Origin of the sequence: Candidatus Arsenophonus nilaparvatae (genome assembly GCF_045346035.1) — a bacterium.
In the GTDB taxonomy this organism is placed as follows: Bacteria; Pseudomonadota; Gammaproteobacteria; order Enterobacterales; family Enterobacteriaceae; genus Arsenophonus; species Arsenophonus nilaparvatae.
This window is the reverse complement of the sequence record NZ_CP158507.1, coordinates 19,864-32,253: the sequence shown is the minus strand read 5'-3', so window position 1 is coordinate 32,253 and position 12,390 is coordinate 19,864. Positions and strand designations below refer to the sequence as shown.

The following is a 12,390-nucleotide window of genomic DNA, read 5'->3' as shown; positions in this document are numbered from 1 at the left end:
ACACTTCAAATTGGAGTTTTGAGAGTTCTCCACACTATTTTTTCAATAATGTGTGTTTCAATTTTCAGCTTGTTCCAGATTGTTAAAGAGCATTATTATTCGCAGCATACTGTTGCCAGCCTGCTCTGAATAACTTTTTTTCTATTTTTATCTTGCAATATGGTGGAGCTAAGCGGGATCGAACCGCTGACCTCCTGCGTGCAAAGCAGGCGCTCTCCCAGCTGAGCTATAGCCCCATTAAGATTGTCGTATCATTACACCTTACTGCTAACCTTGCCTTTCAGCCACTTCCGTCAGCAATGTTGGTAGGCCTGAGTGGACTTGAACCACCGACCTCACCCTTATCAGGGGTGCGCTCTAACCACCTGAGCTACAAGCCTAATGATACCTTCTGCTCAATCTTCATCAGACAATCTGTGTGAACACTCACATTCCATCTATCTAGGTAAGGAGGTGATCCAACCGCAGGTTCCCCTACGGTTACCTTGTTACGACTTCACCCCAGTCATGAATCACAAAGTGGTAAGCGCCATCCAAAAGGTTAAGCTACCTACTTCTTTTGCAACCCACTCCCATGGTGTGACGGGCGGTGTGTACAAGGCCCGGGAACGTATTCACCGCGACATGCTGATCCGCGATTACTAGCGATTCCGACTTCATGGAGTCGAGTTGCAGACTCCAATCCGGACTTCGACGTACTTTCTGAGTTCCGCTTCCCATCGCTGGCTCGCCTCTCTCTGTATACGCCATTGTAGCACGTGTGTAGCCCTACTCGTAAGGGCCATGATGACTTGACGTCATCCCCACCTTCCTCCGGTTTATCACCGGCAGTCTCCTTTGAGTTCCCGACCGAATCGCTGGCAACAAAGGATAAGGGTTGCGCTCGTTGCGGGACTTAACCCAACATTTCACAACACGAGCTGACGACAGCCATGCAGCACCTGTCTCAGCGTTCCCGAAGGCACTCCTCTATCTCTAAAGGATTCGCTGGATGTCAAGAGTAGGTAAGGTTCTTCGCGTTGCATCGAATTAAACCACATGCTCCACCGCTTGTGCGGGCCCCCGTCAATTCATTTGAGTTTTAACCTTGCGGCCGTACTCCCCAGGCGGTCGATTTAACGCGTTAGCTCCGGAGGCCACAGTTCATGACCACAACCTCCAAATCGACATCGTTTACAGCGTGGACTACCAGGGTATCTAATCCTGTTTGCTCCCCACGCTTTCGCACATGAGCGTCAGTCTTTGTCCAGGGGCCGCCTTCGCCACCGGTATTCCTCCACATCTCTACGCATTTCACCGCTACACATGGAATTCTACCCCCCTCTACAAGACTCTAGTTAACCAGTCTTGAATGCCATTCCCAGGTTAAGCCCGGGGATTTCACATCCAACTTAATTAACCGCCTGCGTGCCCTTTACGCCCAGTAATTCCGATTAACGCTCGCACCCTCCGTATTACCGCGGCTGCTGGCACGGAGTTAGCCGGTGCTTCTTCTGTCGCTAACGTCAATTGCTAAGGTTATTAACCTTAACACCTTCCTCACGACTGAAAGTACTTTACAACCCGAAGGCCTTCTTCATACACGCGGCATGGCTGCATCAGGCTTGCGCCCATTGTGCAATATTCCCCACTGCTGGCTCCCGTAGGAGTCTGGGCCGTGTCTCAGTCCCAGTGTGGCTGATCATCCTCTCAGACCAGCTAGAGATCGTCGCCTAGGTGAGCCATTACCCCACCTACTAGCTAATCTCATATGGGTTCATCCGAAGGTGTGAGGCCTGAACGGTCCCCCACTTTGCTCCTTAGAGATTATGCGGTATTAGCCACCGTTTCCAGTGGTTATCCCCCGCCTTCGGCCAGATCCCCATACCTTACTCACCCGTCCGCCGCTCGCCGGCAAGGAAGCAAGCTTCCTCCCGCTGCCGCTCGACTTGCATGTGTTAGGCCTGCCGCCAGCGTTCAATCTGAGCCATGATCAAACTCTTCAATTAAAAGCTTGATGCTCAAAGAATGTTTTACTGACCGTAACGCCCTTTTATTCAACCCGCTTTGCCGATGTTTGACCACCTTCGCCGCTGCCGTCCAAAATAACGTTACTGCATATTAGTTCATATATGAATTAACTGTTTTGTCACTCTTCAAGACTTTAAAATCAAATATTTTTTGATGATGTCTTGCGAGTGCCCACACAGATTGTCTGATTAATTGTTAAAGAGCGTGCGACCTAGGCCGCGAGGTGGCGTATATTACGCTTTTCACCTGTAAAGTCAAGTAGTTATTTCTACTTTTCTTTACCCTGCGTCAAGAAAATTCAATTCAATTGATTCGTTCTATACTGACTCAGTGGGGGCGCATTATAGGCAGTTTTACGCAGCTAGCAAGCAATAATTTGTAAACTTTAGTCGTTTGCTCTTTTTTTCGACAAAAATATCTTATTTATGTTTGAGTGAGCTATGAATCTAAATTTTAAATTTATTCATTAGAATTATTTAGAAACAATTGCCTCGCGCAAAGTTATATAAGTAATGATTCATTAGATATCTGTTAGTGCTATAATTTTCTAAAATAAATAAAAGATAATCTATTTTAAAATCTGATTTATTTCGGTTTACCTTATTTTTTAGGTTATTTAATGTTAAAAACAATACAAAATATGTTTGGCTTACCAGTCATAGCAGCTATGGCCTTTTTTATGCAAAGCCTAGATGCAACTATTTTAAATACTGCATTGCCTGAGATAGCTAAAAGTCTTAATCATTCTCCTTTAGCCATGCAATCTGCTGTCATAAGTTATACATTAACTGTTGCTCTGCTTATTCCAGTTAGTGGATGGTTAGCCGATCGCTTTGGTACAAGAAAAATTTTTATATTTGCAGTTAGTCTATTTTCTTTAGGCTCTTTCTTATCTGCAATGTCATTATCTTTGGCTTTTTTAGTTTTTTCTCGCATCATTCAAGGAATAGGCGGTGCAATGATGATGCCTGTTGCACGTCTTGCATTATTGAGAGCTTACCCACGCAGTGAATTATTACCTATTTTAAATTTTGTCACTATTCCCGGATTAGTTGGACCTATATTAGGCCCTTTACTTGGTGGTTTTTTAGTAACTTATACCAGTTGGCATTGGATATTTATTATTAATATCCCTATCGGTTTACTTGGTATTTTATATGCAATAAAACATATGCCTGATTTTAAAATGCCTAAACGCGCCTTTGATACTATTGGATTTATTCTTTTTGGTGCTGCAATTGTAATGTTGACAGTGAGTTTAGATTTTTTTAATAACGAAAATTTAACCAATTATGCACCATTAATTATAATTTTAGGCGGCATTTTTTTACTCTTTATTTATGTATTACACGCAAGAAAAATCGCTTATTCAATTATTCCATTAAGTTTATTTAGCACAAGAACCTTTTCTATCGGTATAGCCGGTAATGTTATAACCCGTCTAGGCACAGGCTGTATTCCGTTTTTAATGCCGTTGATGTTGCAAGTAGGATTTGGACACCCAGCGGTTACAGCTGGTTTAATGATGGCTCCAATGGCGATAGGCTCAATATCGGCAAAATCTGTTGTGACAAAAATATTAACTCAATATGGCTATAAAAAAACACTTTTTACCATAACATTTATTATTGGCTTAATTATTACTCAATTTTCATTGCAATCACCTGATATGCCAATTTATGTTTTGATAATTCCTTTATTTTTACTGGGAGCGGCAATGTCGACACAATTCACCGCTATGAATACACTTACTCTAGCGGATTTGACAGAAAACAATGCAAGTTCTGGTAATAGTATGTTAGCTGTAACCCAACAACTTGCTATCAGTTTTGGAATTGCGAGTAGCGCTGCAATTTTACACTTTTATGAATCGCTACCTTATGGTGATCATATTGATAATTTCCATTATACATTTATTACTATAGGTATAATTACTCTGTCATCTTCACTTATTTTCCTTCTGTTGCAACAAGAAGATGGACAAAATTTAATTAATAAAAAAGATCCCTAACAGTAAAAATTTCATCTAAATAGGACAAACCTAAAATAAATTATATTTATTTTTTTTTGTTGAATTTACTAAAATTCAATAAATTAATTTGCAATAATTCTTTTTTATACAGGAGAAGAGTATATGCAATTGGCTGAACGAATAGCTCAATTGAGCAACTATCTAGAAACTGGTCTATACGAGCGGCAGCATACTATTCGCCTTTGTTTATTAGCAGCATTATCAGGAGAAAGTGTTTTTCTACTAGGTCCACCCGGTATTGCTAAAAGCATGATAGCCAGGCGAATAAAACAAGCTTTTAAAACGGTTAACTCTTTTGAATACCTAATGACTCGTTTTTCAACGCCAGAAGAAATTTTCGGACCACTTTCCATTCAAGCATTAAAAGAAGAAGGACGCTATCAGCGTTTAACGACAGGCTATTTACCTGATGCCGAAATTATCTTCCTTGACGAAATCTGGAAAGCTGGCCCTGCTATATTAAATACTTTGTTAACGGCAATTAACGAAAAAAAATTTAGAAATGGCTTTCACGAAGAAAATATTCCTATGCGCTTACTTGTCACTGCCTCTAACGAACTACCAGAATCAGATAGTAGTCTTGAAGCTTTATACGATCGTATGCTTATTCGTTTATGGTTAAATAAGGTGCAGAAGAAACAGAATTTTAGAGCTTTATTAAATAGCAAAAAGGAAGAAAGTGAAAATATTGTTCCCAATCGACTTAAAATAAATAATGAAGAATATGAAGAGTGGCAAGTAAAAATTTGTGAAATAAAACTACCAGATGAATGCTTTGAGATAATTTATCAATTACGGCAGCAAATTGATAATTTAGTTCCATCACCTTATATTTCTGATCGTCGATGGAAAAAAGCTATCCACTTACTGCAAGCTAGTGCTTTTTTTAATGGGCGTGATGCAATATCACCTTTAGATATTATTTTATTTAAAGATTGCCTTTGGCATGATTTGCAATCGCTACAACTATTACCACAATTAATTACTACATTATTAATAGAAGAAGGTTGGCAACAACAAATTATCAATAAGAAAATTGATGATCTTCATAATGAATGGCAGCAATCAACTCAAATTAATAACAATAAAACCGCTTTTAAATTAGAAAAAGAAAACCGTTTATTCAATCGCATTCCACATTATTCTGTATCCAAGCAAATTAGCGAAAAAAATATAACATTATTTTTACATACGCCTCTAGTTTTACATAATATAAAAGTTAATTCTGTTACCATAGATAAGAGTTCAATCAACGATACATTAAATAAAGGAAAAATTTCTGCTCAACTTAATGGTATTGGTTATGCTCAATTAATTTCAGCGCAAGTTAATAGCAAAAATCAATTGCAAGTGCTGGATGCAAGTAGAAAGCCATCAACACTTTATTTATACGAAAAAATAGATGAAAATAAATTAGATAATAAATGGCTGGAAAAGCTCGAACAACTTAATCATTTAATTCAACAGCAAAAATCTTTATTTAGTCATCACCAACCTTGTTTTTTTATTGAAAATCATTGGCTAGCAACTATTGAACAAAGTTTTTTAACTCTAACAAATAAATTATCTCAATTAAGAACGCAGATGATGAGCTAATAATCTATGTTGAATCTCACAACGATTGATATGTTACTCTCCATTAATGAAATGGAGATAATAGAAGAGATTGTATTAACATTACTGGCCACACCTCAATTAGTCATTTTTTTTGAGAAGTACCCTAATCTTAAAAATATATTATTAAGAGATCTTTTAGCATGGAAAAAAAATTTATATCACAAATTGCAAGAGACCTTGGTACCCATTAAATTAACCGAAGAATTTGCACTTTATCAGCAAAATTTGGCCCTTGTTACTACAAAATTTTTTAGCAATCTTCCGATAACTATTAATAAATTAACAGAAATAGATTCTTCTTTTGTGCAAGAAGCACATTATTTACTGGGAAAAATATCTCATGATCCCGCTGGACAATCTCTATTTATTCAACGCTGGCGCCTTAATCTTATTTTTGAAGTAACAACGTTTAATAAATTATTATTAGAGCAAGAAAAAGAACAGTTATTGGCTGAATTAGAGCAACGATTGAAATTAACTGGAAATTTAACAGAAATGTTTAATCAAAATAATCAGTCTGCTGGTAAATTATGGGATATGAGTAAAGGCGCTTTAACCCAATCCAGTAATAATATTCAATTATTAATTCAGTATAGCCATTTTTTACAACAACAACCTGAATTAGAAAAATTAGCAGAACTTTTAGGTAGAAGCAATTCGTTGAAATCTCAGCAAAAACAGCAGCAAATATTAGAATCAATAATCTCATTGGAAAAAATCCCTGACCAACTACCCGAGCAAATTAGAGGAATAAACCACGGTAATGATATTTTACGTCTTCTACCTAGTGAATTAGCATTGCTGGGATTAGAAGAACTCGAATTTGAATTTTATCGTAAATTAGTAGAAAAACAGTTACTTACCTACCGGTTACAAGGCGATAATTGGCAGCAACGAAAAATATTACGTCCAACGGTCAAACATCACGATAAACAACAACCAAAAGGGCCATTTATTGTATGTATAGACACTTCAGGTTCAATGGGAAAATTTAATGAAAATTGTGCTAAAGCTTTCTGTCTCGCTTTAATGAAAATAGCCCTGAGTGACAACCGTCAGTGTCACATTATTCTATTTTCAATGGAAGTTATTGATTATGATTTATTAAGCAATGACGGATTAGAGCAATTAATGCAATTTCTTAATCAAACATTTAGTGGGGGAACTGATTTGGCTGCCTGTTTAAATAAATGTTTAAAAAAAATGCAACAACAGCAATGGAAAGATTCAGATGTGGTTGTGATTTCAGATTTTATTGCTCAACGGTTACCTGATAATTTAGTAAAAAGAATAAAAGTTTATCAAACGCAACAGCATCGTTTTCACGCTGTTACATTATCTAAATATGGAAAACCCGGTATCCTAAATATTTTCGATTATATCTGGCACTTTGATACCGGGCTAAAAAGTCGATTATTACGCTATTGGAACTAATTACAACATATCCGCAATAACTGCATGGCTTTCCGGCGACCATACACTACATTGAACTTGGCCAATATGCTTTTTCTGAAGTAATAACATCACTAAACGAGATTGTCCAATCCCACCACCTATTGTTTGTGGCATTTGATCTTTTACTAATGCTTGATGCCATTCAAAAGACATTCTATCTTCATCACCGGTGATTGCTAATTGGTTTGTAAGCGCTTCTGTATCAACACGGATGCCCATAGAAGAAATTTCAAATGCATCCTGCAATATAGGGTTCCAAACAATAATATCACCATTTAAACCGGCATAACCCTCACTGTTAGGTGTTGTCCAATCATCATAATCAGGAGCACGTACATCGTGAGCAAGGCCATGCGATAGTTTTCCTCCAATACCAATAAGAAAAACTGCACCTAATTCTTTAGCTATTTCACGTTCTCTTCCTTTAGCATCAAGATCAGGGTAGCGTTGTAATAATTCTTCACTATGAACAAAATGAATTTGCTCAGGTAAAAATGGTGCTAAACCACATTCTGTACTAACCGCTTTTTCTGTTTCTTTTATTGCTTGATAAATTTTAATGACCGTCTGTTTTAAATAATCAAGAGAACGCTCATCCTTAAGCATTACTTTTTCCCAATCCCACTGATCTACAAATACAGAATGAATAGGTGTCAGACGATCTTCATCAGGACGCAATGCTTTCATATGGGTATAAAGCCCTTGTCCGGGTTTAAAATCAAAACGACCTAACGTTTTACGTTTCCATTTAGCCAATGAATGTACAACTTCAAAAACAGAATCTGGCATCGATTTTACTTTGACTTGTACTGCTTTTTCATGGCCTGACAGGTTATCTTGAATCCCATCGCCGAGACGACTTAAGATAGGTGCTTGAACTTCAATTAAAGCTAATTCTTTTTCTAATAAACGCGAAAAATAAGATTTAACAAAACTAATTTGTTGTTGTTTTTCGATGAATGACTTTTCCATTTTTTTACCCCATAATCTGTAGCATTATTTGCTTTGTTATATAGATTAAGCAATAAAACTGGTCATAAATTCAATATACTTAATAAAAAAAAGTCATTATGATTTATAATATTCAAAATAAAGCCTTTAAAAATAAATAATCGTTAAAAATGGTGTTTTAAAATGGTTGAAAATTATCAAATCGATAATCTGGATCGTGACATACTTAATGAATTACTGAGAAATGCACGGATCCCCTACGCTGAAATAGCTAAAAAATTTGCCGTAAGTCCTGGTACGATACATGTCCGAGTCGAAAAAATGAAACAAGCTGGGATTATTGTAGGGACACGTGTAGATATTAATGTGAAGCAACTAGGTTTTGATGTCTGTTGCTTTATTGGCATTATTTTAAAAAGCGCGAAAGACTACCATACTGCGCTGAAAAAACTTGATGAATTAGACGAGGTAGTCGAAGTTTACTATACAACTGGACAATATAGTATATTTATCAAGGTAATGTGTCGATCCATTGATGCGTTACAAGACGTACTTATTAATAAGATACAGACAATTGATGAGATCCAATCTACTGAAACCTTGATCTCTTTACAAAATCCAATAATGCGTACTATCAATCCATAAAAATGGAATAACCATATTATCCACAGGTAGATCCCAACTCATTCACAGCATACAATAGGCATTGTTTTAAATAATGGGGTTCATCATGACAAAAGTAACATTGATTACAGGTAGCACTATGGGCAGCGCTGAATATGTTGCTGAGCATATCGCTGAAATATTGGAGAAATATGGCTTTGACACTGAAGTCACATACGGCCCATCGTTAAAAGAGCTACCAACAAAAGGTATTTGGTTAATTGTATGCTCTACCCATGGAGCAGGTGATTTGCCTGAAAATATACAACCTCTAGCAAAAGAGATCAGCGAAGAAAAACCTGAACTTAGCCAGCTTAATTATGGTGCGATTGGGATAGGTAGCAAAGAATATGATACTTTTTGTGGTGCAATCCATAAATTAGATCAACTGCTAAAGGATCATAATGCAAAACGCGTTGGAGAAACATTGGAGATTGATATTTTGGAACATGAAGTGCCAGAAGATCTTGCAGAAATTTGGATCGAAAAGTGGAAAGATAAAATTATCGATTTGGATAAATAAAAGCCAAATAAATGTGGATAACTTTGCGAAAAAGCAGGGAATAACCCGTAGTTATCCATAGAATAAGCTTGAATACCAAACTTGGTTGTGGATAACTAGCCATGTTAATCCCAGCTTATACGGAGTAGGATCACTTATCATTCACAGCTAAAGATCATAAACAAAATAATGATCTTCTTATGGTATTTGCACTTATCCACAGAAGATCGCGATCCTAATAAAAGATCTAATAAAGAGATCTTTAAATAAAAAGATCTTATTTATATTAAGCAAGGATCATATAACTTGCCTCTTAGCAAAACTCGAGTAAAATTCACTTCCCAAGTCATACTTAATACTAAGGTTTATACATGTTTTACCCAGAACAATTTGATGTCATTATTATTGGTGGAGGCCACGCTGGTACTGAAGCAGCTATGGCTGCTGCTCGTATGGGACGTCAAACTTTACTTCTAACCCATAATATTGATACGTTGGGCCAAATGTCATGCAATCCAGCTATCGGTGGAATAGGTAAAGGACATCTGGTTAAAGAAATTGATTCCTTAGGTGGCATTATGGCTATTGCAACAGATAATGCAGGGATCCAATTTAGAACGCTTAATGCAAGCAAAGGTCCAGCAGTACAAGCAACCAGAGCTCAAACTGATCGAGTACTTTATAAGCAAGCGATTAGGACTGCGCTAGAAAACCAAAATAACTTAATGATCTTTCAACAAGCTGTTGAAGACCTGATCGTAAAAAACGATCAAGTTATTGGCGTGATAACCAAAATGGGATTAAAATTTCACGCAAAGTCTGTCGTACTGACCGTAGGTACCTTTCTTGACGGTAAAATTCACATAGGATTAGAAAATTATAGTGGTGGTAGGGCTGGTGATCCTCCTGCTATTAGCCTATCACATAGATTAAGAGAACTACCTTTACGAGTAGATCGACTTAAAACAGGTACCCCCCCTAGAATTGACGCAAGAACTATCGATTTTTCCCAATTAGCACCACAATTTGGTGATGATCCCACCCCTGTTTTCTCTTTTGTCGGATCAGCTGAACAACATCCTCAACAATTACCTTGCTACATCACTTATACGAATGAAAAGACTCACCAAGTGATCCGCGATAATTTAGATCGTAGTCCTATGTATGCAGGAATTATTGAAGGAATAGGTCCCCGCTACTGTCCCTCTATTGAAGATAAAGTTATGCGGTTTGCAGATCGTTCTGCACATCAAATCTTCCTTGAACCAGAAGGACTAACCAGTAATGAAATTTATCCTAATGGAATTTCTACTAGTTTACCTTTTGATGTACAAATGCAAATTATACATTCGATGAAAGGTCTAGAAAATGCGCGTATTATTCGACCCGGATATGCGATTGAATACGATTTCTTTGATCCCCGAGATTTAAAGCCAACTTTAGAAAGCAAATTTATCAAAGGGCTATTTTTTGCAGGTCAGATTAATGGAACAACTGGTTATGAAGAAGCAGCAGCTCAAGGTCTACTAGCTGGACTTAACGCAGCTCGTTATGCTTTTGAACAAGAAGGATGGTTCCCTCGTCGTGATCAAGCCTACATTGGTGTTTTAGTTGATGATCTTTGTACCTTAGGCACTAAAGAACCCTATCGAATGTTTACTTCACGAGCAGAATATCGCCTTATGCTACGAGAAGACAACGCTGATCTTCGTTTAACCGAAAAAGGGTACGAACTTGGTTTAATCGATGAAAGCCGTTGGCAAAAATTTTGTCATAAAGTTGAATTAATTGAACAAGAACGTCAAAGGTTACGTAACCTTTGGTTACATCCTAATTCAGATAAAATTAGTAATCTTAATGAGATATTAACTGTTCCGCTTTCAAAAGAAGCGAACGGCGAAGATTTACTTCGCCGCCCAGAAATGAGTTATAAATTACTTACTTCGTTAAACTATTTTTCACCTGCAATTGATGATCCGCAAGTCACAAGTCAAGTTGAAATTCAAGTAAAGTATGAAGGTTATATTACTCGTCAACAAGAAGAAATAGAGAGACAGCTGAGTAATGAATATACTGTTTTACCGACCAATTTAGATTACAAGCAAATAACCGGTCTTTCTAATGAGGTTATTGCAAAGCTTAATGATCATAAACCTAGTTCTATTGGCCAAGCGTCGCGTATATCAGGTATTACGCCAGCCGCAATATCAATATTATTAGTCTGGTTAAAAAAACAAGGTTTATTACGTCGGAGTGCTTGAAATGAACTTAATAACCTATTTTAAAACTTTATTAGATAAAACAGATATTATTTTGACCGATCAACAAATACAACAGCTAATTGTCTATATTGAGTTATTAAATAAATGGAATAAAACATATAATTTAACATCAGTTAGATCACCAGAACAAATGGTTGTTCGTCATATTTTAGATAGTATTATTGTTGACAAATATCTTATCGGTAAACGATTCATTGATGTGGGTACAGGCCCAGGATTACCTGGTATACCCCTTGCTATTGTTCGCCCCAATGATCATTTCACACTATTAGATAGTTTGGGAAAACGGGTTAGGTTTTTGCGACAAATACAACATGAATTGATGCTTAAGAACATCGAGCCTATTCAAAAACGAGTTGAACAGTACCAACCAGTAGAAAAATTTGATGGCATAATTAGCCGAGCATTTGCTTCATTACAGGATATGCTTTCATGGTGTCAACATCTTCCGAAGAAAAATGGAGGACAGTTTTACGCACTTAAAGGTATCCTTTCTGCAAATGAAATATCAACTTTTTCTTCTAATTTTAAGATAAATAAAATTATTTCGTTGGATGTACCAGAACTCGATGAACAGCGACATTTAGTGATTTTAGGATTCAACTAATATTGTTTTTGATCAAAAAAAGTGACATTTTTTAGTCATAAAAAATAAATTTTTAAATGTTACCATTATTTTTATATCAAAATTTTAAACAGAAAATACATTAACTTAATTGTTACATTTGAATAACAGGAAAAGGATAATAAACTTATTGATATATTATATTATTAATTAGTTATATAAGATTATCTACATGCATTTCTCCTCTTTATTTTTAATAAAGAAATTATTAATATTTTATCTTTGATTTTTTATCTTTGATTTTTCAATTTTT

The 12,390-nt window shown here is 36.5% G+C and carries 8 protein-coding genes, 2 tRNA genes and 1 rRNA gene; 7 read left to right on the top strand and 4 right to left on the bottom strand.

Annotation, left to right across the window (positions count from 1 at the left end; all coding sequences use genetic code 11):
* Nucleotides 1–160: 160 nt before the first annotated feature.
* The 3 genes from WH390_RS00140 to WH390_RS00130 form a co-directional block, all read right to left on the bottom strand.
* A tRNA-Ala gene (locus tag WH390_RS00140) sits at nt 161–236 on the bottom strand.
* Between the two features lie 67 nt (nt 237–303).
* A tRNA-Ile gene (locus tag WH390_RS00135) sits at nt 304–380 on the bottom strand.
* Nucleotides 381–446: 66 nt separating this feature from the next.
* Nucleotides 447–1,988: ribosomal RNA gene (locus WH390_RS00130) — 16S ribosomal RNA — on the bottom strand.
* Nucleotides 1,989–2,629: 641 nt separating this feature from the next.
* Here WH390_RS00130 and WH390_RS00125 point away from each other — a divergent pair.
* The 3 genes from WH390_RS00125 to viaA all read left to right on the top strand — a co-directional run bounded on the left by WH390_RS00125 (nt 2,630) and on the right by viaA (nt 7,093).
* On the top strand, nt 2,630–4,021 hold the full coding sequence (locus WH390_RS00125) for a DHA2 family efflux MFS transporter permease subunit (protein ID WP_032115563.1): 1,392 nt from the start codon (nt 2,630–2,632) through the stop codon (nt 4,019–4,021).
* Nucleotides 4,022–4,144: 123 nt separating this feature from the next.
* On the top strand, nt 4,145–5,638 hold the full coding sequence (gene ravA / locus WH390_RS00120; RefSeq protein WP_032115564.1) for an ATPase RavA: 1,494 nt from the start codon (nt 4,145–4,147) through the stop codon (nt 5,636–5,638).
* A gap of 6 nt (nt 5,639–5,644) precedes the next feature.
* Nucleotides 5,645–7,093, top strand: coding sequence for an ATPase RavA stimulator ViaA (gene viaA, locus WH390_RS00115; RefSeq protein WP_032115565.1), 1,449 nt, complete (start codon nt 5,645–5,647; stop codon nt 7,091–7,093).
* Here viaA and asnA read toward each other — a convergent pair whose 3' ends face one another.
* On the bottom strand, nt 7,094–8,086 hold the full coding sequence (gene asnA / locus WH390_RS00110) for an aspartate--ammonia ligase (protein WP_032115566.1): 993 nt from the start codon (nt 8,084–8,086) through the stop codon (nt 7,094–7,096).
* A 162-nt stretch (nt 8,087–8,248) separates the two neighbouring features.
* Between asnA and asnC the strand changes: the two genes are divergently transcribed.
* From asnC to rsmG, 4 genes are all read left to right on the top strand, one after another.
* Nucleotides 8,249–8,710: a transcriptional regulator AsnC gene (gene asnC, locus WH390_RS00105; RefSeq protein ID WP_032115567.1), complete on the top strand. Its 462-nt coding sequence runs from the start codon at nt 8,249–8,251 to the stop codon at nt 8,708–8,710.
* A gap of 85 nt (nt 8,711–8,795) precedes the next feature.
* On the top strand, nt 8,796–9,251 hold the full coding sequence (gene mioC / locus WH390_RS00100) for an FMN-binding protein MioC (RefSeq protein ID WP_032115568.1): 456 nt from the start codon (nt 8,796–8,798) through the stop codon (nt 9,249–9,251).
* A 350-nt stretch (nt 9,252–9,601) separates the two neighbouring features.
* The gene (gene mnmG / locus WH390_RS00095; protein ID WP_032115569.1) at nt 9,602–11,491 is read left to right on the top strand and encodes a tRNA uridine-5-carboxymethylaminomethyl(34) synthesis enzyme MnmG; all 1,890 of its coding nucleotides are present in this window, start codon (nt 9,602–9,604) and stop codon (nt 11,489–11,491) included.
* Between the two features lies 1 nt (nt 11,492).
* On the top strand, nt 11,493–12,119 hold the full coding sequence (gene rsmG / locus WH390_RS00090; RefSeq protein ID WP_032115570.1) for a 16S rRNA (guanine(527)-N(7))-methyltransferase RsmG: 627 nt from the start codon (nt 11,493–11,495) through the stop codon (nt 12,117–12,119).
* The last annotated feature ends 271 nt before the right edge of the window (nt 12,120–12,390 follow it).

Bases quoted from the DNA above. Each gene is read 5' to 3' on its own strand.
- rsmG (WP_032115570.1), top strand. From the start codon at position 11,493: ATGAACTTAATAACCTATTTTAAAACTTTATTAGATAAAACAGATATT.
- viaA (WP_032115565.1), top strand. From the start codon at position 5,645: ATGTTGAATCTCACAACGATTGATATGTTACTCTCCATTAATGAAATG.
- asnA (WP_032115566.1), bottom strand. From the start codon at position 8,086: ATGGAAAAGTCATTCATCGAAAAACAACAACAAATTAGTTTTGTTAAA.
- asnC (WP_032115567.1), top strand. From the start codon at position 8,249: ATGGTTGAAAATTATCAAATCGATAATCTGGATCGTGACATACTTAAT.
- mioC (WP_032115568.1), top strand. From the start codon at position 8,796: ATGACAAAAGTAACATTGATTACAGGTAGCACTATGGGCAGCGCTGAA.
- WH390_RS00125 (WP_032115563.1), top strand. From the start codon at position 2,630: ATGTTAAAAACAATACAAAATATGTTTGGCTTACCAGTCATAGCAGCT.
- mnmG (WP_032115569.1), top strand. From the start codon at position 9,602: ATGTTTTACCCAGAACAATTTGATGTCATTATTATTGGTGGAGGCCAC.
- ravA (WP_032115564.1), top strand. From the start codon at position 4,145: ATGCAATTGGCTGAACGAATAGCTCAATTGAGCAACTATCTAGAAACT.